This window comes from Rhodanobacter sp. KK11, from assembly GCF_033345435.1.
Taxonomy (GTDB): Bacteria; Pseudomonadota; Gammaproteobacteria; order Xanthomonadales; family Rhodanobacteraceae; genus Rhodanobacter.
Genome location: NZ_JAWPMI010000006.1, coordinates 60,377 through 79,808 on the forward strand (window position 1 = coordinate 60,377; position 19,432 = coordinate 79,808).

Annotated in this window: 21 protein-coding genes; 10 read left to right on the forward strand and 11 right to left on the reverse strand. The window is 69.2% G+C overall.

From position 1 onward, the window contains the following. The first annotated feature begins 62 nt into the window (after positions 1 to 62). Genes R5H19_RS17040 through R5H19_RS17050 form a run of 3 tightly spaced genes read left to right on the forward strand, consistent with a single transcriptional unit; the run spans position 63 to position 2,863 of the window. Entirely contained in the window at positions 63 to 2,021 is a 1,959-nt protein-coding gene (locus R5H19_RS17040; protein WP_318160255.1) for an ATP-dependent DNA helicase, read from the forward strand. A 12-nt stretch (positions 2,022 to 2,033) separates the two neighbouring features. Then, the gene (locus R5H19_RS17045) at positions 2,034 to 2,402 is read left to right on the forward strand and encodes a VOC family protein (RefSeq protein ID WP_318160256.1); all 369 of its coding nucleotides are present in this window, start codon (positions 2,034 to 2,036) and stop codon (positions 2,400 to 2,402) included. A 29-nt stretch (positions 2,403 to 2,431) separates the two neighbouring features. Then, positions 2,432 to 2,863, forward strand: a complete 432-nt coding sequence (locus R5H19_RS17050) for a DUF4440 domain-containing protein (RefSeq protein WP_318160257.1) — start codon at positions 2,432 to 2,434, stop codon at positions 2,861 to 2,863. Positions 2,864 to 2,933: 70 nt separating this feature from the next. Here R5H19_RS17050 and R5H19_RS17055 read toward each other — a convergent pair whose 3' ends face one another. Then, positions 2,934 to 3,842 carry a LysR family transcriptional regulator gene (locus tag R5H19_RS17055; RefSeq protein WP_318160258.1) on the reverse strand — a complete coding sequence of 303 codons (909 nt, stop codon included), beginning with the start codon at positions 3,840 to 3,842 and terminating at the stop codon, positions 2,934 to 2,936. A 125-nt stretch (positions 3,843 to 3,967) separates the two neighbouring features. Between R5H19_RS17055 and R5H19_RS17060 the strand changes: the two genes are divergently transcribed. From R5H19_RS17060 to tsaB, 6 genes are all read left to right on the forward strand, one after another. Beyond that, entirely contained in the window at positions 3,968 to 4,600 is a 633-nt protein-coding gene (locus tag R5H19_RS17060) for an NAD(P)-binding domain-containing protein (RefSeq protein WP_318160259.1), read from the forward strand. A 45-nt stretch (positions 4,601 to 4,645) separates the two neighbouring features. Then, positions 4,646 to 5,035 carry a DoxX family protein gene (locus R5H19_RS17065; RefSeq protein ID WP_318160260.1) on the forward strand — a complete coding sequence of 130 codons (390 nt, stop codon included), beginning with the start codon at positions 4,646 to 4,648 and terminating at the stop codon, positions 5,033 to 5,035. A gap of 63 nt (positions 5,036 to 5,098) precedes the next feature. Beyond that, on the forward strand, positions 5,099 to 5,908 hold the full coding sequence (locus R5H19_RS17070) for a class III extradiol ring-cleavage dioxygenase (RefSeq protein WP_318160261.1): 810 nt from the start codon (positions 5,099 to 5,101) through the stop codon (positions 5,906 to 5,908). Beyond that, positions 5,905 to 6,609: a phospholipase gene (locus R5H19_RS17075; RefSeq protein ID WP_318160262.1), complete on the forward strand. Its 705-nt coding sequence runs from the start codon at positions 5,905 to 5,907 to the stop codon at positions 6,607 to 6,609. The genes R5H19_RS17070 and R5H19_RS17075 overlap by 4 nt, the downstream gene beginning before the upstream one ends. A gap of 158 nt (positions 6,610 to 6,767) precedes the next feature. Then, positions 6,768 to 8,123, forward strand: a complete 1,356-nt coding sequence (creD, locus tag R5H19_RS17080) for a cell envelope integrity protein CreD (protein WP_318160263.1) — start codon at positions 6,768 to 6,770, stop codon at positions 8,121 to 8,123. Then, positions 8,120 to 8,812 (forward strand): tRNA (adenosine(37)-N6)-threonylcarbamoyltransferase complex dimerization subunit type 1 TsaB, encoded by a 693-nt coding sequence (tsaB, locus tag R5H19_RS17085; RefSeq protein WP_318160264.1) that lies wholly within the window; start codon positions 8,120 to 8,122, stop codon positions 8,810 to 8,812. Before creD ends, tsaB begins: the two co-directional genes overlap by 4 nt. Positions 8,813 to 8,983: 171 nt before the next feature. Here the strand turns inward: tsaB and R5H19_RS17090 are convergent, their stop codons facing one another. Continuing rightward, the gene (locus R5H19_RS17090) at positions 8,984 to 10,024 is read right to left on the reverse strand and encodes a putative sulfate exporter family transporter (RefSeq protein ID WP_318160265.1); all 1,041 of its coding nucleotides are present in this window, start codon (positions 10,022 to 10,024) and stop codon (positions 8,984 to 8,986) included. A gap of 87 nt (positions 10,025 to 10,111) precedes the next feature. Between R5H19_RS17090 and R5H19_RS17095 the strand changes: the two genes are divergently transcribed. Next, the gene (locus R5H19_RS17095; RefSeq protein WP_318160266.1) at positions 10,112 to 11,005 is read left to right on the forward strand and encodes a LysR family transcriptional regulator; all 894 of its coding nucleotides are present in this window, start codon (positions 10,112 to 10,114) and stop codon (positions 11,003 to 11,005) included. A gap of 39 nt (positions 11,006 to 11,044) precedes the next feature. Here R5H19_RS17095 and R5H19_RS17100 read toward each other — a convergent pair whose 3' ends face one another. From R5H19_RS17100 to lptB, 9 genes are all read right to left on the reverse strand, one after another. Then, complete coding sequence (locus R5H19_RS17100; RefSeq protein ID WP_318160267.1) at positions 11,045 to 11,848, reverse strand: hypothetical protein; 804 nt, start codon at positions 11,846 to 11,848, stop codon at positions 11,045 to 11,047. A gap of 172 nt (positions 11,849 to 12,020) precedes the next feature. Further along, the gene (gene ptsP / locus R5H19_RS17105; RefSeq protein ID WP_318160268.1) at positions 12,021 to 13,766 is read right to left on the reverse strand and encodes a phosphoenolpyruvate--protein phosphotransferase; all 1,746 of its coding nucleotides are present in this window, start codon (positions 13,764 to 13,766) and stop codon (positions 12,021 to 12,023) included. Positions 13,767 to 13,938: 172 nt separating this feature from the next. Beyond that, positions 13,939 to 14,208: an HPr family phosphocarrier protein gene (locus R5H19_RS17110; protein ID WP_318160269.1), complete on the reverse strand. Its 270-nt coding sequence runs from the start codon at positions 14,206 to 14,208 to the stop codon at positions 13,939 to 13,941. Beyond that, entirely contained in the window at positions 14,201 to 14,593 is a 393-nt protein-coding gene (locus R5H19_RS17115) for a PTS fructose IIA subunit family protein (protein ID WP_318160270.1), read from the reverse strand. The genes R5H19_RS17110 and R5H19_RS17115 overlap by 8 nt, the downstream gene beginning before the upstream one ends. Positions 14,594 to 14,636: 43 nt before the next feature. Then, positions 14,637 to 15,542, reverse strand: a complete 906-nt coding sequence (gene rapZ / locus R5H19_RS17120) for an RNase adapter RapZ (RefSeq protein ID WP_318160422.1) — start codon at positions 15,540 to 15,542, stop codon at positions 14,637 to 14,639. Between the two features lie 5 nt (positions 15,543 to 15,547). After that, a complete protein-coding gene (gene hprK, locus R5H19_RS17125; protein ID WP_318160271.1) occupies positions 15,548 to 16,513 on the reverse strand; it encodes an HPr(Ser) kinase/phosphatase in 966 nt (321 codons plus the stop codon). A 148-nt stretch (positions 16,514 to 16,661) separates the two neighbouring features. Next, a complete protein-coding gene (raiA, locus tag R5H19_RS17130) occupies positions 16,662 to 16,985 on the reverse strand; it encodes a ribosome-associated translation inhibitor RaiA (RefSeq protein WP_318160272.1) in 324 nt (107 codons plus the stop codon). Between the two features lie 150 nt (positions 16,986 to 17,135). Then, positions 17,136 to 18,590 carry an RNA polymerase factor sigma-54 gene (locus tag R5H19_RS17135; RefSeq protein WP_318160273.1) on the reverse strand — a complete coding sequence of 485 codons (1,455 nt, stop codon included), beginning with the start codon at positions 18,588 to 18,590 and terminating at the stop codon, positions 17,136 to 17,138. Positions 18,591 to 18,709: 119 nt separating this feature from the next. Beyond that, on the reverse strand, positions 18,710 to 19,429 hold the full coding sequence (gene lptB, locus R5H19_RS17140; protein WP_318160274.1) for an LPS export ABC transporter ATP-binding protein: 720 nt from the start codon (positions 19,427 to 19,429) through the stop codon (positions 18,710 to 18,712). Positions 19,430 to 19,432: the final 3 nt, after the last annotated feature.

A 19,432-nucleotide genomic window follows, 5' to 3' on the forward strand; every position in this document is an offset into this window, starting at 1 on the left:
GGCGGCAGCCGAGGTTCCTGCCGCCGTTTTGCCGCGCGCGGCCGCTCCGCCATACTTGGCCGATGAACGACCTCGATGACGCCGAGTCCGACGACGTCGGCGCCCTGCTCGGTGCCGAGGGGCTGTTCGCGCGCGAGCTGCCGGACTTCGCGCCGCGGCTCGCCCAGCAGGCGATGGCGCGGGCGGTGCAGCAGGCGATCGCCGGGCGCGACACGCTGGTCGCCGAGGCCGGCACCGGCACCGGCAAGACCTACGCCTACCTGGTGCCGGCGCTGCTGTCGGGCGAGCGGGTGATCATCTCCACCGGCACCAAGGCGCTGCAGGACCAGCTGTACTTCCGCGACCTGCCGAAGGTGCGTTCGGTGCTCGGCGCACGGCTGAAGACGGCGCTGCTGAAAGGCCGTGCGAATTACCTGTGCCTGTACCGGCTCGAGCAGACCGTGCGCGACGGCGGCAGCCTGGCGCCGGCGCAGGCCGCGCAGCTGGCGACGATCCGCGCCTGGTCCGCGCGCACCCGCCGCGGCGACCGCATGGAGCTGGCCGAGGTGCCGGAGGAATCGCCGCTGTGGCCGCGGGTGACTTCGACGCCGGAGAACTGCCTCGGCGTGGAGTGTCCGTTCTACGACGACTGCCACGTGTTCAAGGCGCGTCGCGAGGCGATGGAGGCCGACGTGGTGGTGGTCAACCATCACCTGCTGTTCGCCGACCTGGCGCTGAAACAGGAAGGCTTCGGCGAGATCCTGCCGGGTGCGGCGGCCTTCATCCTCGACGAGGCACACCAGCTGCCGGAGCTGGCCGGCCAGTTCTTCTCGCAGAGCGTCAGCGCGCGCCAGCTGACCGACATGGCGCAGGACACGCTGGCCGAATGCAGCGGTGTCACCGGCGCGATCGGCCTGCTGCTGGAGCCGGTCGAGGCGCTGCAGAATGCCTTGCGCAAGCTGCGCCTGGCGATGGAGCCGCTGCCGTCGCGCGGTGCCTTCGCGCTGCTGGAAGACCGCGCCGAGCTGCGCAGCGCGCTGCGCGAGCTGGGCGAACTGCTGGCCACGCTGGCCGAACTGCTCGCCTCGCAGGCCGAGCGCTCGCGCGGCTTTGCCAACCTGCATGAACGCGCCAGGCTGTTCGTCGAGCGGTTCGACCGCATCGTCGAAACACGCGGCGACCACGACGTGCGCTGGTACGAAACCTTCCCGCGCGGCTTCGCGCTGTACGCCACGCCGCTGGATCTCGCCGCACCGATGCGCGGCCTGCGCGAGCGCACCCAGGCGGCGTGGATCCACACCTCGGCCACCTTGTCTGTGGCCGGCAACTTCGACCACTTCGCGCGCCAGCTCGGCCTGGACGAGCCGCGGACGCTGTGCCTGGACAGTCCGTTCGACTACGCGCACCAGGCGCTGTGCTACCTGCCGCCGGGCCTGCCCGATCCGAACGCGCGCGACTACACCGAGCAGGTGATCGACGCCGTGCTGCCGGTGCTGCATGCCTCCGATGGCCGCGCCTTCCTGCTGTTCACCTCGCACCGCGCACTGCGTCGCGCCGCCGAGCTGCTGCAGGACAAGGCGCCGTGGCCGCTGTTCGTGCAGGGCACCGCGCCGCGTCCAAGGCTGCTGGAAGAATTCCGCGCCAGTGGCCACGGCGTGCTGCTCGGTGCGGCGAGTTTCTGGGAAGGTGTCGACGTGGTCGGCGAGGCGCTCAGCGTGGTGGTGATCGACAAGCTGCCGTTCGCCGCGCCCGACGATCCGGTGTTGATGGCGCGTCTTGCTGCACTCGAACAATCCGGCATCAACCCGTTCATGGGCTGGCAGGTGCCCAGCGCGGTGATCGCGCTGAAGCAGGGCGCCGGCCGGCTGATCCGCAGCGTGCACGACCGCGGCGTGCTGGTGCTGTGCGATCCGCGCCTGACCAGCAAGGGCTACGGCAAACTGTTCCTCGCCAGCGTCCCGCCGATGCCGCGCACGCGCGAGCTGGCGGACGTGAAGGCTTTCTTCGATCATGCGGAAACCGCGCGAGCTACCGCGAACTAGAGGAGGCGGCACATGGCCAAGGTGATCGGACTCGGCGGCATCTTCTTCAGATCCCGCGACCCCGCCGCACTGGCTGCGTGGTACGCGAAACATCTCGGCCTCGATGCCGAGGAATGGGGCGGGGCGCGTTTCGTCGAAAACGAACAGCGCCCCGGCTACACGCTGTGGTCGCCGTTCGCCGCCGACACCGGTTACTTCGGGCCAGGCGCGCAGTCGTACATGATCAACTTCCGCGTCGACGACCTCGACGCGCTGCTGGCGCAACTGCGCGGCGCCGGCGTCGCGGTGGACGAGCGCGTCGACCAGAGCGAATTCGGTCGCTTCGGCTGGATCACGGACCCGGAAGGCACTCGCATCGAACTGTGGCAACCGCCAGAGTAGCGACACCTTCGTCGCCGCGGAGCGATCCCGTGAGCCGAACATCGAACAGTGGTCGAGAGCGGACGCCCAATCCCGCCGAACCCGAGCTGGTCACGGCGCCCGAACTGCTACCCGTGCTGGAAGCGCTGCGCCGGCGCGAACCGATCTTCCACCGTCCCGAATTCGGCAGCAGCCGCGCCGACTTCGAACGCATGGCCGCCGCCGACTTCTGGGAAATCGGCGCCTCCGGCCGCCGCTACAGCCGCGGCCACGTGCTCGACGTGCTGGAACACCGCGCCCCCGATCCCGCCGAACACACCTGGAGAACCCGCGACTTCCACTGCCGTGAACTCGGGCCGGATACCTACCTGCTCACCTACACCCTGGAGCAGGGCGAACGGGTCAGCCGCCGCAGCACGATCTGGCGACGCAACGGCGACGAGTGGGTGATCGTGTTCCATCAGGGGACGCTGGTGTCGTGAGGCTACCCGGGAGCCGACATTCAGGTGGCGGGCCGCATCCGACTTCACGCCACCATGCGGCCGCCACTACTCAGCGCGACGTGTTCCAGGCAGGCACCGCAAACGCCTCGACGAGGAAGTCGACCAGCCGGCGCGTCTTGATCGGCAGGTGTTTGCGCGAGGGATACACCGCGTGGATGCCGAGCGTCATCGCCCGGTAGCCCGGAAAAAGTTCGACCAGGTCGCCGCGGCGCAGGTCGTCGGCGACCAGGAAATCCGGTTGCAGGATGATGCCCTGGTGGTCCAGCGCGGCCGCGCGGCAGGTGTCGCCGTTGTTGGCGTGGATGCGCGCGCGGGTGCGCACGACGACCGGGTTGTCGTCGGGTGCGACGAACGTCCACTCGTTCCTGGCCGCCCAGTAGCTGTAGGAAATGACCTCGTGCTGCGCCAGGTCGCGCGGGTGCTGCGGCGTGCCGTGCAGCGCCAGGTACGACGGTGACGCGCACGCCACCATGCGGGTCGACGCGAGTTGCCGGCTGACCAGTTGCGAGCTGGGCAGGTTGGTGATGCGCACCGCCAGGTCGTAACCCTCTTCGACCAGGTCGACGACGCGGTCGCTCAGTTCGATGTCCAGCGACACTTTCGGGTACAGCTGCGCGAAGCGTCCCCACAGCGGCGCCAGGTGCATGACGCCGAAGGTGAGCGGTGCGTTGATCCGCAGCAGTCCGCTGGGCTCGCCGCTGCGCGAACTGATTTCCGACTCCGCCTCGTCGATTGCGGCCAGCATCTCCTTCGCGCGGGCGAAGAACAGTTGGCCGTCGTCGGTCAGCGACAATCGGCGCGTGGTCCGGTGCAGCAGGCGCGCGCCGAGGCGCTGTTCGAGTTCGGCGACATGCCGCGACACCGCCGCCTTGGACAGCCCGGTCGCGTCCGCGGCGCCGACGAAGCTGCCGGCTTCGACCACGGCGACGAAGCTGGCCATTTCCTGGAATTTGTCCATGGCGTTGTCCTATTGCCTCGTTTTACGAGACAGTTAGTCATTTCAAAGCGAGTTTATCCGTATTTCATTGGCCAATAGAGTACTCCCATGCCCCGGATGTCCCGGGCAACAGACGGAGACTACTCATGAACATCACCCTGATCGGCACCGGCAACATGGGCTCGGCGCTTGCCAAGCAACTCACCCGCGCCGGCCATGCCCTGCGCATCACCGCCCGCGATCCGGCCAAGGCCCAGGCCCTCGCCGCCGCGAACCCTGGCGCCGTGGCCGTGGCCCCCGCCGACGCGCTGGCCGGTTCGGACGTGGTCATCGTGGCCACGGGTTACGCCGATGCGGTGCCGGCGTTGCGTTCGCTGGGTTCGCTGGCGGGCAAGGTGGTCATCGACATCACCAATCCGCTGACCGCCGACTACATGGGACTCACCCTCGGCCACGACACCTCGGCCGCCGAGGAGATCGCCAAGGCCGTGCCCGAAGCCGAGGTGGTCAAGGCGTTCAACACGCTGTTTGCCCAGGTGCTGGCCGATGGCCCGCGCTTCGCCGATGGCCAGATCGCCCCGGCGTTCTTCGCCGGCGACAGTGAACGGGCCAAGCAGACCGCGAAGGCGCTGATCGAAAGCCTCGGCTTCGCGGCGGTCGATGCCGGCCCGCTGAAGAACGCGCGCTATCTCGAACCGCTGGCCGCGCTGAACATCTACCTCGGCTACGGCGCCGGCCTCGGCACCTCGATCGCGCCGACCTGGATCCACAAGGCCTGACGCACCGCGCATCGACTACTCATCGCCACTTTCCAAGGAATCCGCATGAACACCTCACTGACTTTGTTCGGCCGCGTCGGCCTCTCGCTGATCTTCATCATCTCCGGCTGGGGCAAGATCGCCGCCTACGCCGGCACCCAGCAGTACATGGCCTCCGCCGGCGTACCGGGCAGCCTGCTGCCGCTGGTGATCGCGCTGGAGCTCGGCGGCGGCCTGGCCGTGCTCACCGGCGCGTTCACGCGCTGGATCGCGCTGGCGCTCGCCGCGTTCTCGCTGGCCAGTGCCGCGCTGTTCCATGCCCATCTCGGCGACGCCGCGCAGGCGATCAACTTCTGGAAGAACGTGGCGATGGCCGGCGGCTTCCTGATGCTGGCCGCCAACGGTGCCGGCACATTCAGCCTCGACCATGTGTGGAACAAGCGCCGCAACGCCTGACTTCCAACCTGCCGTTCAACGCAACGGGCGCAGCAGCGCCCGCTGCCATTTCCAGGAATCGCCATGACCGCTCCCTCGCTCTTCATCTCCCACGGCTCGCCGATGTTCGCGCTGGAGCCGGGCCAGCTCGGCCCGAACCTGCGCGCCATCGGCCAGTCGCTGCATGGCGTTACGGCCGCGCTGGTGGTGTCGCCGCACTGGCAGACCCGGGGCGTGCGCGTCGGCACCAGTGCCGCGCCGGAAACGATCCACGACTTCGGCGGCTTCCCCGCGCCGCTGTACCAGCTGCAATACCCCGCGCCGGGCGCGCCGACACTGGCGCAGGACGCCGCGCGTCTGCTCGCGCAGGCCGGTTTCGAGGTGACGCTCGACGAACGCCGCGGCCTCGACCACGGCGCCTGGGTGCCGTTGCGCTACCTGTTCCCGCAGGCCGACGTGCCGGTGTTCCAGGTGTCGCTGCCGCACGACATCGACGCGGCCGGCGCATTGCGCCTGGGCCAGGCGCTGGCGCCGCTGCGCGAGCGCGGTGTGCTGGTGGTCGGTTCCGGCAGCCTCACCCACAACCTGTACGAATTCCGCCAGCACATCCGTGACCCGGAGTACGCGCAGCACTTCGCCGACTGGGTTCGCGATGCGGTGGCCGCGCGCGATGTCGCAGCGCTGGTCGACTACCGTCGCCGCGCGCCGCATGCCGAGCGCGCGCATCCGACCGAGGAACACTACCTGCCGCTGCTGGTGGCCGCGGGCGCAAGCTCTGGCACGGACGCGACGCGCCTGGTCGAAGGCGGCATGACCTACGGCGTACTGTCGATGGATTCGTTCGCGTTCGGCCTGCCGGAGCCGGCGGCCACCTCGCCGGAGTCTGCCGCATGAAGACCTTGTCACCGCTGTCGATCGATCCCGCCTTCGCGCTGGCGTTCCGCACGCTGCAACCGCCACCGGCGAAGCCGGCGTCGCTGCTGGTGCTGCTGCACGGCGTGGGCGGCAACGAGAACAACCTCGCCGCCCTCGGCGCCGAGGCCGGCAGCGACACGCTGGTGGTGTTGCCGCGCGGTCCGATCACGCTGGGGCCGCAGGCGTTCGGCTGGTTCCGTGTCGCCTTCACCGGCGACGGCCCGCAGATCGTGGCGAGCGAAGCGGAGGCCAGCCGTCGCACGCTGATCGACTTCATCGGGCAGCTGCAGCATGCGCACGGCATCGACGCCGCGCATACCGTCGTCGCCGGCTTCAGCCAGGGCGGCATCCTCAGCGCCAGCGTGGCGTTGACCGCACCCGAACGCGTCGCCGCGTTCGCCGTGCTGGCCGGCCGGATCCTGCCGGAACTCGAGCCGCAGCTCGCCGACGCGCCACGCCTGGCCACGCTGCGCGGCTACATCGCGCATGGCAAGCACGACGACAAACTCCCGGTGAGCTGGGCGCAGCGGGCCAGCGTCTGGCTCGACCGCCTCGGCGTCGACCATCTGACGAAGCTCTATCCGAGCGGGCACGAACTGGGCCCGGCGATGCGCGCCGATTTCCTCGCCTGGCTGGCCCGCGGCGACCAACGCTGGAACCGGCCCGGCGCAAGGCAATAAGCCGGGCCACGCGGGAACGCCATTCAGCCCGCACGGCGGCACGCACGCCGCGCCGACAGCTCATGGCCGCCCGGTTGCCCGCGTTTCGCCCGCGCTTGCCCGCTGCCGCGCCGCCGGCGCTGCTGTGATCGGCACTCCGCATCGAGGGAGCTGATGACATGGGCAAGTGGACGCAGAGCGTGACCGCCAAGGTGCTGGGCATCGGCGTGCTGGCGTTGCTGATGACGATACCGCTGCTGCAGGTGCGTGGCCTGGTCAGCGAGCGCCAGCAATTGCGCGAGGGGGCGATCGCGCAGATCGCGCAGGGCTGGGGCGGCCAGCAGGTGCTGGGCGGCCCGGTGCTGGTGGTGCCGACGCAGCGCCTGTTGGCGCCGGAGGGGCAGGCGGCGCCGCGCTGGCAGGCCGGCAGCGAGAGCATGCTGGCCGACACGCTGAAGCTCGACGTGGCGATGACGGTGGAGACGCGCAGCTACGGCATCTACACGGCGCCGGTGTTTGTCGCCACGGTGCGGCTCGATGCGCGCTTCCGCGCGCAGGACCTCGCCCAGTATCGGCGCGCCAGCAATGCGACGTGGCAGGGCGGCAAGGCCGAGCTGCGGTTGCCGGTCGGTGATCTGCGCGGCCTGCAGGAAATCATCGAGTTGCGCATCAACGGCCAGCCGGCACGCTTCGAATCCTCGGCCGATCGGCTCGGCGCCTGGCCGAACGTGGTGGTGCCGATCGATCTGGATGCGCTGGACGGGCAGCCGATCGACGTGCAGTTGGGCCTGAAGCTGGCCGGCACCGAATCGCTGCAGCTGCTGCCGCTGGCGCGAAGTACGGACGTGGCGATGCGGGCACCGTGGGGCGATCCGAGCTTCGTCGGTGCGGCGTTGCCGCTGGAGCGTACGGTCGACGCCAATGGCTTCAGCGCGCGCTGGCACCTGCTCGACCTCAACCGCAGCTACGGCCAGCATTGGACTGACCGCGACGACGTGCGCAGCGTGCTCGCTGCGTCCACCTTCGGCGTGCAGCTGTACCAGCCGGTGGACGTCTACCAGCGCAACGTGCGCGCGGGGAAGTACGGGCTGCTGTTCATCGCGATGACCTTCGTGGCGTTCTTCCTGTGCGAGGTACTCAAGCGGCTGCGCGTGCATCCGGTGCAATACCTCTTGGTCGGCGCGGCGCTAGCCACGTTCTACGTGGTACTGCTGGCACTGTCCGAGCAGATCGGTTTCGGCGCGGCGTATGCCTTGGCGGCCGTCGCGGTGGCCGTGCTGGTGGGCGGCTACGCGATGGCGGTGCTGCGTGCGCGGCGCGCCGGGCTGCTGCTGGGCGGTGTGCTGGGACTGATCTACGCGATGCTGTACGGGCTGATCGCGGCCGAGCAGTACGCGCTCTTGATCGGCGCGCTGGTGCTGCTGGCGATGGTGGGCCTGATGATGTACCTGACCCGCCGTATCGACTGGTATGCGTACGTACCGACGTCATCTGATCCGACCGAGCCGCCAGCCGCTATCATGGGGAAATCATGAACCTGCTCGCGATCGAAACCGCCACCGAAGCCTGCTCCGTCGCCCTGATCCACGGCGACGAACTGATCGCGCGCAGCGAGATCGCACCGCGCCGGCACACCGAGCTGGTGCTGCCGATGGCCGACGAGCTGCTGGCCGAGGCCGGCATCGGTCGCCACGCGCTGGACGCGATCGCGGTGGGCCGCGGCCCCGGCGCGTTCACCGGCGTGCGTCTTGCCGTGTCGCTGGCGCAGGGCATGGCGCTGGCACTGGACCTGCCGGTGATCACCATCTCCTCGCTGGCCGCGCTGGCGCTGGAAGCGCCGGAGGAAGAAGGCAGCGCGATCCTCGCCGTGATCGACGCGCGCATGGGCGAGATCTATGCCGCCTGCTACCGCCGCTACGACAACGGCGGTTTGATTGCGCTGGATGACGAGCGCATCTGCACCGCCGAGACGCTGGTGTTGCCGGACGCCGCCGTTTGGCAGGTGGTCGGCAGCGGCTGGGCCACCTACGCCACCGTGCTGAGCCAACGCCTCACCGGCACCCTGCACTCGGCCGACGGCGTGCGCTACCCGCAGGCCGCGCATGTCGCCGAGCTGGCGCTGCGCGAGTTCAAGGCGGGCCATGTGCAGGCACCGGAGCTGGCGTTGCCGGTGTATCTGCGCGACAAGGTGGCGTTGACGCTGGTGGAGCAGGGCAAGGCCTGAAGCGGGAACGGGCGTATCCGGTACTTCCTTCCCCTGCCGGCTGGGGAAGGTGCTGACTGCGAAGGCAGGATGCCGAGGCGAACGGCGAAGCCGGTCCGCAGGCATGCCGCAGGAACGCCATGCAAGGCGGAAGGAGCTGCTCTTGCCGTTCCGCTTCCCCGGCGCCTGCACTCACAACCGCCCGACCACCAATTGCACCACCAGGCTGCTGACCGCGACCGCGATCCACACGCCCAATCCCAGCAGGATCGGCCGCGCGCCGCTGGCGGCCATCTTGCGCAGGTTGGCGGACAGGCCGATCGCGGTGAGTGCCACGATGATCAGGAACTCGGCCAGCAGGTGGATCGCCGGCTGGATCGCCACGGGGATCAGGCCGGCGGTGCGCACCGCCGAGGCGACCAGGAACCACAGGATGAACCACGGGAAGATGCGGGCGAGGCTGAACTTGCTTGTGCTGCCTGCTGCGGCATGCCGGCGCTTCTCGCGCGCGGCGACCACCAAGGCGAGTGCCAGGCAGACCGGGATGATCAGGGTGGCGCGGGTCAGCTTGACGATGGTGGCGTAGTCGCCGGCGGCGTGGCTGTAGCTGTAGCCCGCGGCGACCACCGACGAGGTGTCGTTGATCGCGGTGCCGGCCCACAGGCCGAAGCCAAGGTCGGACAGGTTCATCAGGTGGCCGAGCGGCGGAAAGACCAGCACCGCGACCAGGTTGAACAGGAAGATGGTGGAGATCGCGAACGCGGTGTCGTGGTCGTCCGGGCGGATGATCGGGGTCACCGCGGCGATCGCCGAGCCGCCGCAGATCGCGGTGCCCACGCCGATCAGCACCATCAGCTTGTCGTGCACGCCGAGCCAGCGGCCGAGCAGCCAGGCGGCAAGGAAGGCCACGCTCATCGTGACCAGGGTCACCGACAGCGATTCGAGGCCGGTCTTCGCGACCTGGCTCAGGCTGAGTCCGAAACCCAGCGCGATGATCGACCACTGCAGCACCTTCTTGCCGGCGAACGCGATGCCGGGGTTCCAGCGCTCGCCCGGCGACAGCAGGTTGCGCACGAGAATGCCCAGCACGATGCCGATCACCGGCCCGCCGATCAGCGGTGCCCAGCGCCCCAGCAGCAGCGCCAGCAGGCCGATGCCTGTCGCCAGCAACAGGCCCGGTGCGCGCATGCGCAGCGTGGGGTGGACAAGGGTGGCGATGGACGACGCGGTCATGCATGGGCTCCGGCAATCGCGCCATTGTCCGCTTGTGCATCAATCAGGAAAATTTGGAATATATGATCGGATGTATAAGATAGGCTGATGGTCAACATCAGCCCGCGCCAGTTGGACGTGTTCGTGCAGATCGCGCTGCACGGCAGCGTGCGTGCCGCCGCCGAGCGGCTGCACCTGACCCAGCCGGCGGCCAGCATGGCGTTGGCGGAGATGGAACGGCAGCTGGACGCGCCGCTGTTCGACCGCGAGCGCGGCCGCTTGCGCCTGAATGCGCGTGGCCGCGAACTGCTGCCGCTGGCGCAGGAGCTGCTGGAGCGGCACGCGGAATTCGGCCGCCGCGGGCGCGAGGAAGGCGCGGCGCTTTCCGGCGAGCTGCGCATCGGCGCCAGCAATACGGTGGGCAATTACCTGGTCGGCGAACTGCTCGGCGATTTCGTGCGCGCGCACCCGCAGGTGGCGATCCGCCTGCGCGTGGCGAATACCGAGACGATCGCCGCCGCCATGCTCGAGCACAGTCTGGACGTCGGCTGCGTCGAAGGGCCGGTGGCGCACCCGCTGCTGGAAGTGCGGCCGTGGCGCGACGACCGGCTGGTGGTATGCGCGCCGCCGGAACATCCGCTGGCGCGCAAGCGCGGCCTGAAGCCCGCCGATTTCGCCGGCGCGCGCTGGGTGCTGCGCGAGCCCGGCTCGGCCACGCGCGCCACCAGCGAGCGCGTGCTGGCGCAGTTGCCGCCCGGCGAAACCGTGCTGGAACTGGACCAGATCGAGGCGATCAAGCAGGCGGTGGTGGCCGGGCTGGGCATTGCCTGCCTGCCGGCGGTGGCGGTCACCGATGCGCTGGCGACCGGACGGCTGAAGGCGTTGAAAACACCATTCCTCGACCTGCACCGCAAGCTCGCGCTGCTGCTGCACCGGCGCAAATACCGCGGCGCACTGCTGGATGCGTTCCTCGACGGGGTCGACTTCGATCGTAGCCGCTGAGCCGGCGGCAGGCCGTCCCTGGCCTGCGCGCGTGCCGGTCTATTGCTTCATCGCCACGAACGACATGTGGCTGCCATGCAGCTTGTCGTCGATCGCGATGGTCATGCTCTTGCCGTCCGCGGCGACGGTCATCTTCGCCACGCTGATGACCTTGCCGTCGCGCTTGTCGGTTTCCTGCATGACGTGCTGGCCGAGCTTCTTCACCGAGACGCTGGTCGTGCCCGGATCGCCCTTGTAGGGGGCGTCGCTGCCGTCCATCTTCGCGCTGTACGACTCGCCAGTCGGCGAGCTCATGCTGAGGGTGTCGCCGTCGACCGTGTAGCTGCGGGTGAGCGCGTTGTCCGAGACGCTGCCGTAGCTCTCGGTGCGCCACGAGCCGGAGATCGCGTGCGCGCCGGCCGGTCCCTTCGCCACGCGCTGCATGGTGCCGTTGCCGGTGACCGGTTCGGCGCTGCTGTCGCGGTTTTCGGTGAACTCGAAAGTTGCCGTCTTGCCGTCGCCGGCCACGGTGGTGGTCGAGGTCGAGATGACCTTGCCGCCCTTCTTCGTCGTCTCCTGGATGGTATGGTCGTCGACGACCTTCACCGCCAGCGTGTCGAAGTACGGATGGCCGCTGACCGGCTGGTCGCTGCCGTCGGCCTTGACGGTGATCGGCGGAGCGCAGGTCTTGCAGTGGTACATGCCGTCCTGCAGCAGCATGACGTCGGGCTTCTTCGGCGTGTGCACCTGTTTCAGGTCGATCTTCCAGGTGCCGTCGAAGGCGCTCTGCGCGGTGGCCGGCGAGGGCATCAGGAATGCCCCCAGCAGCACGCCCAGAAGAACAGCGACAAGTGACTTGTTCATGATGACACTCCCCATGGCCGTGGATCGGTTCGATGAGATGCGGAGCTGTCGTGCCGGATTCCGGGCGGCGAAGAGCGTGCACGCAGCTGATTCCCCTGAACCGCGAAGATTGCGCCCGCAAATGTAAAGCGCAGCGAAACGATTCGTGACGAGGCGGAGACGAGCCCGGGTTTCAGTGCGGGGCGGCTGCGCCCACGATATCGCTCAGCATCGCCTCGGCCTGCTCGTGGGTATGCGCGCGCAGCAGCTGCGCGGCGTGGCGGCGCAGGTTGGCGTGGTCGAGCGCGGCGAGGCGGTCGCGTACCTGCAGGATCTGCGCCGGGTGCATGCTGAACTGGTCGAGGCCGAGCAGCAGCAGCAGTGCGGTGAAGTTCACGTCGCCGGCGATCTCGCCGCACAGGCTGACCGGTTTCCTCGCACGGCGGCCGGCGCCGAGCACGTGCGAGATCAGCCGCAGCAGCGCCGGCTGCAGCGGGTTGTAGATGTTGTCCAGCGCGTCGTTGCCGCGGTCGGCGGCGAGCACGTACTGGGCCAGGTCGTTGGTGCCGATCGCCAGGAAGTCGGCGTGCTCCAGCAGCGCGCGCACGTTGATCGCGGCCGCCGGCACCTCGATCATCGCGCCCAGCGGCAGCTTCTCCGGCAGGTCGATGGCTTCGCGCTTGAGCTCCTGCCGCGCCAGCTTGAACAGCGTACGCACCGCGATCAGCTCGTCCGGCTGGGTCACCATCGGCACCAGCACGCGCACCGGGCCGTAGCAGGCGGCGCGCAGGATCGCGCGGATCTGGGTAGTGAACACTGCCGGGTAGCGCAGCGACAGGCGCACGCCGCGCACGCCGAGCGCCGGGTTGTCCTCGCCGCGCAGGATGAGCCCGGCGGCGTCGGCCTTGTCGGCGCCCAGATCCAGCGTGCGGATGGTCACCGGCAGACCGCCCATGCCCATCACCAGGTCGCGGTAGGCGATGAACTGCTCGTCTTCCGACGGCAGGCCCTTGTGCTTGAGGAACAGGAATTCGGTGCGGTACAGGCCTACGCCGTCGGCGCCGCGGGCGCGCGCCATGGCCACATCGGCCGGGGTTTCGGCGTTCGCCAGCAGGGCGATCTCGACGCCGTCGCGGGTGCGCGTGGGCGCGTTGGCCAGCTTGTCCAGGCGCCGGCCCTCGATGGCCGCCTCGCGCTGCCAGGCGCGGTAGCGCGACAAATCCTGCGCGGCCGGGTGCACGATCGCCTCGCCGCGTTCGGCGTCGAGCAGGATCAGGTCGTCGTCGTGGATGTTCGACAGCGCGTCGCGGGTGCCCACCAGCATCGGCAGGCCGAGGCTGCGCGCCAGGATCGCGCTGTGCGAGTACGCGCTGCCGGAACTGGCGACCACGCCGAGCAGGCCGTTGCCGGCCAGCTGCGCCATGTCGGCCGGGGCGATCGAGTCGGCGATCAGGATCTCGCCCACGCGCGCGGCCAGTTTGCGTTCCTCCGGGCTGGTCTGTCGCTGCAGCGCGGAGATCACCCGGTTGATCACCTGCTCGACGTCTTCCTTGCGGCTGCGCAGGTAGGGGTCGTCCATCGCCTCGAACACGGCGGACAGGCGGTCGCGTTGCTTCTTCAGCGCGGCACCGGGACGGTAGTGGCCGATCCTGACCAGGTCGTCCAGCCCGCGCAGCAGTTCGGCGTCGTCCAGCAGCAGACTGTGCGCGTCGATGAATTCGTTGACCTCGCGCGCCAGCGCGCCATGCAGCTTGCCGCGCAGTTCGCGCAGCTCCTGCCGCGCGGTGTCCAGCGCCTGGTGCAACTTCGCCAGCTCGTTCTCGATCTCGTCCTCGGCCAGCGGGCGGGTATCGACCGCATAGCGACTGGGCTGCACCAACCGCGCGCGGCCGAGGGCCATGCCGTGGGCGGCGACGGTACCGGTGAGGACGTGCCTCATTTGCAGCCGCTCGCCGAGCCATGAGCCGGGAGTCGGGAGCCCGGCGAGGGGACTTCCCTGCGGTCGTCGGGGATGTGCCGGTGCGCGGCGCGCGCGGGCAGGCGGTTCGCCGTCGGCTGCATGCCGCCGGTTTTGCCGATTCCCGACTTCCGACTCCCGGGTCCCGTGTCCATCATGCTCCCTCGTCGAACTTGCGCTCGAACAGCTCGACCACCGCGGCCAGCGCGGCTTCCTCGTCGGGGCCGTCCACGCGGACGGTCAGCGGGCTGCCGAGGCCGGCGGCCAGCATCATCACGCCCATGATGCTCTGTGCGTTCACTTCGCGGCCCTTGCTGACCAGGTGCACGGTGGCTTTGAAACCCTGCACCAGTTGTACCAGCTTGGCCGAGGCGCGGGCGTGCAGACCCAGCCGGTTGGTGATGACGATCTCCTTTTCAAGCATGGTCGATGAAGATTCCTCCGCGGCCACCACTGGCCGCGATCTCGGCCAGTTCGTCCAGTGGTTTTTCCGCATAGTTGAGTACGCGCAGCAGCATCGGCAGGTTGAGGCCGGAGACGCAGCGCAGGTGCACGCCGAGCGCGCCCAGCGAGAGGCCGATGTTGCACGGCGTGGCGCCGTACAGGTCGGCCAGCACCAGTACGCCTTCGCCCTGGTCGAGTTCGCGCGCGTGGCGCGCGGTGAGCGCGCGCATCACGTCGGGGTCGGCCTGCGGCGGCACCTCCACTGCGTCGACCCGCAGCGGCAGCCGCGGCATCACGTGCTGCGCGGCGGAGATCAGCGCCTGGCCGACCGCTTCGTGAGTCATCAGCAGCACGCCGACGCTCATGGCCGTGGCCTCGCGCGGGAGGGGCTGGCCGACGGCGCGGCCATCAGTCGAGCTCGCGGTGGAAGGTGAGCACGCCCTCGCGCCGGCCGCGGTAGTGCGCGGCGAGCTTTTCGACCAGGTACACCGAGCGGTGCCGGCCGCCGGTGCAGCCGATCGAGATGGTCACGTAGCTGCGGTCGTCCTGGTCGAAGCGCGGCAGCCAGGCGTCCAGCCAGCGCGCGGTGTCGGCGAAGTATTCGCCGACCAGCGGTTCGGCGTCGAGGAATTCGCGTACCGCCGCGTCCTTGCCCGACAGCGGGCGCAGGCGCGGGTGCCAATGCGGGTTCGGCAGGCAGCGCGCGTCGAACACGAAATCCGCGTCCAGCGGCAACCCGCGCTTGAACGCGAACGACTGGAACATCAGGGTCAGCCCCTCGGTGGCCTGCGCGTAGCCGGTAGCGACCAGCCGGCGCAGCTGGTGCACGTTGAGCTCGCTGGAGTCGATCACCTTTTCGGCGATCGCCATCAGCGGGCGCAGCAGCCGGCGCTCCTCGACGATCGCGTCGGCCAGCGACACGCCGCGGTTGGCCAGCGGGTGGCGGCGGCGGGTTTCCGAATAGCGCTTGATCAGCACCTCGTCGCGGCAGTCCAGGAAGATCAGGTGCACCTGCACGCCGGCGCCGGCCAGTTCCGACAGCACGGTCGGCATGTGCGCGAAGTCGGTGCCGCGGTTGCGCACGTCCACGCCCACCGCGATGCGCCGCGGCCGGCCACGGCGGTCGCCGCTGGTGGCGGCGTCGACCAGTTGCGGCAGCAGCACCGACGGCAGGTTGTCGACGCAGTAGAACTCCAGGTCCTCCAGCGCGCGCAGCGCCACCGTCTTGCCGCCGCCGGACATGCCGGTGAGCACGATCAGGTGGGTGTCGTGCGGATCGACCAACGAGCTGGGCGGGTAAGTGTCGTCGCTCAATGCTTTCACCATGGAGGCAGTCGGCGCAGCTGGTGCGCCTGGCGGTCGATGAAGGTCTGTGCCGGGTCGATGCCCTTGCTCTTCAGCGCATGGCTGCGCACGGCGGCCTCGACCAGTACCGCCAGGTTGCGGCCGGAAGCCACCGGGATCGTGATCATCGGTACCTTCACGTCGAACACCTCGCGGTGGCCGATGTCGCCGGTCAGACGGGTCAGCGCGTCGCTGCCGGCGTCGAGGTTGAGCTCGCCGTCGCGCAGCGGCTTCAGGTGCACCACCAGGCGCAGGTACTTGGAGGCCTTCACCGACATGTGGCCGAACATCTCGCGCACGTTGAGCACGCCCAGGCCGCGCACTTCCAGCAGATCCTGCAGCAGTTCGGGACAACTGCCGTCGATCACGTCCGGCGCGATCAGGGTGAATTCGGTGGCGTCGTCGGCGACCAGCCGGTGGCCGCGGCTGATCAGTTCCAGCGCCAGCTCGCTCTTGCCGGAGCCGGCCTCGCCGGTGATCAGCACGCCGATCGAGAACACTTCCAGGAACACGCCGTGCAGGGTGATCTTCGCCGCCAGCGTGCGCGCCAGGTGGTATTGCAGGTAGGTCAGCAGTTCGTGTCCGCGCTTGGGGCTGATCCACAGCGGCGTGTCGGTTTCCTCGGCCACTTCGCGCAGGTCGGCCGGCACGGTCTGGTCCTTGGTCACGATCAGCGCCACCGGCTGGTAGGCGGCGATCTTGTGCATCACCTCCCAGCGCTGGCGCGAGTCCAGCCCGTCGAGGAAGTTCAGTTCCTCGGTGCCGATGATCTGGATCTTGTTCGGGTAGATGACGTTGAGGTAGCCGATCAGCGACGGCCGCCGCGCCTGCGCCGCGCCCGGTTCGAGCATGCGCGATTCCCCGCGCATGCCGGACACCCAGCGCAGGGCCATGCGTTCGTGGACGCCGTCGTAGAGTTGTCGTGCGCTGATCCGGTCCAAGCCTTCGGTCCTTTGCGCCGCGGACAAGCCCCGGCGGGCCTTTGCGGCGATATGGCCATTGTGCCAGCTTGCACGGGCAGGCGTATTCAGGAAAAGCAACGGCCCGCGCGTGGCGGGCCGTGTCGGGGTGGATGCGGGGACGTCCGCTTCAGCCGTACTGGCGTTCCTCGCGCGCCTCGCGCTGGTGCTTGTCGGCGACCTTTTCGCGGTACTTGCGCAACTGGTTGACCAGTTTGTCGAACAGCACGTCGATGGAGGCATACATGTCGGCTTCGGTGGCTTCGGCATGCAGGGTGGCGCCGACCACGCCCAGGGTGCCGTCCGCGCGGTGCTGCAGCTTGTCGACCGACAGCACGATGGCGAGGCTCTTCAATTTGTCGTCGAGGCGGGTAAGGCGGTCGAGCTTGGCGGTGGCATGGTCGCGCAGGGCCGGGGTGACTTCGATCTGCTGGCCGCTGAGTTGGAATTGCATGGTTCGCCTCCTCTCTGGTGGTGCAGTGCCGCGTTTCGCGGCGGGGTGGACGCGCCGGGCCGGGAGCGGCGACGGCACATCGTCAATCATCCTGCTGCAGGTATGGGAGCGTTTTCCGGATAAGCAAGTTCCCCGCGCAGCCTGCGACCATCAGCTCGCGCGCTGGCGTTCGCTGGACGTGGGGATGCGCAGCCCCTCCCGGTATTTGGCGACGGTGCGGCGGGCGACCTGGATGCCCTTGCGCTGCAGTTCCTCGGCGATCGCCAGGTCGGACAACGGCTTGCGCGGGTCCTCGGCGTCGATCAGCTTGCGCAGCATGGCCTGGATCGCGGTGGCCGAGGCGCTGCCGCCGTCCTCGGTGGAGACGCCGCTGGAAAAGAAGTACTTCAGCTCGAAGGTGCCGCGCGGCGTGTGCATGTACTTGCGGGTGGTGACGCGCGAGATGGTGGATTCGTGCATGCCCACCTCCTCGGCCACCTCGCGCAGCACCAGCGGGTGCATCGCCTCGGGACCGTAGTCGAGGAACGCGCTCTGCCGCCGCACGATCGCCTCGGCCACCTTCAGCAGGGTCTCGGCGCGCGATTCCAGGCTCTTGATCAGCCAGCGCGCTTCCTGCAGCTGGCCGCGCATCCAGCTGGCGTCCTCGCCGCGGGCCTGGGCGATCAGGCCGCAGTAGTGCTGGTTCAGGCCCAGCCGCGGCTGCGCGTCCGGGTTCAGGCTGACCCGCCAGCGGGTGCCGTCGCGCAGCGCGTAGACGTCCGGCGCCACGTATTCCACCGGAGTGGCGTCCAGTGCTGCGCCGGGGCGCGGGTCGAGGCTGCGGATCAGCACGGCGGCCGCGGCCACGTCGTCCTCGTTGGCGCGCAGGCGCCGCGCCAGCCGGGCGATGTCGTTGCGCGCGAGCAGGTCGAGTTCGTCGTCGACGATGCGCAACGCCAGCTCGCGTTGCGGCGTGTCCGGGTCGAACTGTTCCAGTTGCACGCGCAGGCAGTCGCGCAGGTCCAGGCTGCCCACGCCGGCGGGATCGAAGCCCTGCAGGCGGCGGCGCACTTCCTCGATTTCCGCGATGCTGGCGTCGAGGTCGGTCGGCAGCGCGGCGAGTATCGCCTCCAGCCCTTCGGCCAGGTAGCCGGCGGGGTTCAGGGCGTCGATCAGCACGGTGGCGATCAGATGCTGGCGCGGGGTGAACGAGGCCAGGTTGAGCTGCCACAGCAGGTGCTGCTGCAGGGTTTCCGGCGCGGCGTTCTGCGGCTCGAAATCGTCTTCGCCGCGTGAACCGCTGCTGCTGCCGACGCTGCTGCTGGAGAAGTCGATCGGCGCCTCGGCGACGCCGCCGCCGTCCGACCAGTCGCTCGCCTCGCCGTCATCGCTGCTGCTGCCGGCGACCGCCTCGGCGCTGGGGTATTCGCTTTCGGCCTCGGCGCTCTCGGCTGCCTCGTCGTCCTCGATTTCCTCGGCGAATTCCAGCAGCGGGTTGCCCTCGGCGATCTGCCGCAGTTCGGCTTCCAGCTCCAGCTGCGACAGCTGCAACAGGCGGATCGCCTGCTGCAGTTGCGGCGTCAGGGTCAGCTGCTGGTGGAGGCGAAACTGCAGTGCGGGTTTCATGCCAGCCTGGTCGAGGGGGGGCTTCGTAATCCTAACGCGTGCCCGTGGACGCGGCCATAGTCGCGTCCACGGCCGTGAGCGGGCCGTGACAGGTACCTCCGGGGCAAGGGAGCGGGCTCTCAGAGCCGGAATTCGCGGCCCAGGTAGACCTCGCGCACTTTCTCGTCGGCGAGGATGTGCGCGGGAGTGCCGCGCGACAGCACCTCGCCCTCGTTCAGGATGTACGCGCGGTCGCAGATGCCCAGCGTCTCGCGCACGTTGTGGTCGGTGATCAGCACGCCGATGCCGCGTTCCTTCAGGTGCCGCACGATGCGCTGGATTTCGCCGACCGAGATCGGGTCGACCCCGGCGAACGGCTCGTCCAGCAGCATGTAGCGCGGGTTGGCGGCCAGTGCGCGGGCGATCTCCACCCGGCGCCGCTCGCCGCCGGACAGGCTGATGCCCTTCTGTCCGGCGATGTGGGCGATCTTCAGTTCGTCCAGCAGGTTTTCCAGTTCGGCATTGCGCTGCTGGGCGTCGAGGCCGTCGCGCAGTTCCAGCACGGCCATGATGTTGTCGGACACGCTGAGCCGGCGGAACACCGACGCCTCCTGCGGCAGGTAGCCGATGCCGAGCCGGGCGCGCGCGTGCATCGGCGCCCCGGTGATGTCCAGCTTGTCCAGCTTGATCGTGCCGGCGTCGGCCTCGATCAGGCCGACCACCATGTAGAAGCAGGTGGTCTTGCCGGCGCCGTTGGGGCCGAGCAGGCCGACCACTTCGCCCTCGCGGATCGAGAAGCCGAAGTCGCGCACGACCTGGCGCGACTTGAAACTCTTTTGCAGGCCTTCGGCGGACAGCATCGG

Excerpts from the sequence above, each read along its gene's own strand:
- R5H19_RS17045 (WP_318160256.1), top strand. The coding sequence starts at position 2,034 with ATGGCCAAGGTGATCGGACTCGGCGGCATCTTCTTCAGATCCCGCGAC.
- R5H19_RS17055 (WP_318160258.1), bottom strand. The coding sequence starts at position 3,842 with ATGGACAAATTCCAGGAAATGGCCAGCTTCGTCGCCGTGGTCGAAGCC.
- R5H19_RS17060 (WP_318160259.1), top strand. The coding sequence starts at position 3,968 with ATGAACATCACCCTGATCGGCACCGGCAACATGGGCTCGGCGCTTGCC.
- ptsP (WP_318160268.1), bottom strand. The coding sequence starts at position 13,766 with ATGAGGCACGTCCTCACCGGTACCGTCGCCGCCCACGGCATGGCCCTC.
- R5H19_RS17110 (WP_318160269.1), bottom strand. The coding sequence starts at position 14,208 with ATGCTTGAAAAGGAGATCGTCATCACCAACCGGCTGGGTCTGCACGCC.
- R5H19_RS17065 (WP_318160260.1), top strand. The coding sequence starts at position 4,646 with ATGAACACCTCACTGACTTTGTTCGGCCGCGTCGGCCTCTCGCTGATC.
- R5H19_RS17070 (WP_318160261.1), top strand. The coding sequence starts at position 5,099 with ATGACCGCTCCCTCGCTCTTCATCTCCCACGGCTCGCCGATGTTCGCG.
- R5H19_RS17090 (WP_318160265.1), bottom strand. The coding sequence starts at position 10,024 with ATGACCGCGTCGTCCATCGCCACCCTTGTCCACCCCACGCTGCGCATG.
- lptB (WP_318160274.1), bottom strand. The coding sequence starts at position 19,429 with ATGCTGTCCGCCGAAGGCCTGCAAAAGAGTTTCAAGTCGCGCCAGGTC.
- R5H19_RS17115 (WP_318160270.1), bottom strand. The coding sequence starts at position 14,593 with ATGAGCGTCGGCGTGCTGCTGATGACTCACGAAGCGGTCGGCCAGGCG.
- R5H19_RS17040 (WP_318160255.1), top strand. The coding sequence starts at position 63 with ATGAACGACCTCGATGACGCCGAGTCCGACGACGTCGGCGCCCTGCTC.
- tsaB (WP_318160264.1), top strand. The coding sequence starts at position 8,120 with ATGAACCTGCTCGCGATCGAAACCGCCACCGAAGCCTGCTCCGTCGCC.
- R5H19_RS17095 (WP_318160266.1), top strand. The coding sequence starts at position 10,112 with ATGGTCAACATCAGCCCGCGCCAGTTGGACGTGTTCGTGCAGATCGCG.
- R5H19_RS17075 (WP_318160262.1), top strand. The coding sequence starts at position 5,905 with ATGAAGACCTTGTCACCGCTGTCGATCGATCCCGCCTTCGCGCTGGCG.
- R5H19_RS17100 (WP_318160267.1), bottom strand. The coding sequence starts at position 11,848 with ATGAACAAGTCACTTGTCGCTGTTCTTCTGGGCGTGCTGCTGGGGGCA.
- raiA (WP_318160272.1), bottom strand. The coding sequence starts at position 16,985 with ATGCAATTCCAACTCAGCGGCCAGCAGATCGAAGTCACCCCGGCCCTG.
- creD (WP_318160263.1), top strand. The coding sequence starts at position 6,768 with ATGGGCAAGTGGACGCAGAGCGTGACCGCCAAGGTGCTGGGCATCGGC.
- R5H19_RS17135 (WP_318160273.1), bottom strand. The coding sequence starts at position 18,590 with ATGAAACCCGCACTGCAGTTTCGCCTCCACCAGCAGCTGACCCTGACG.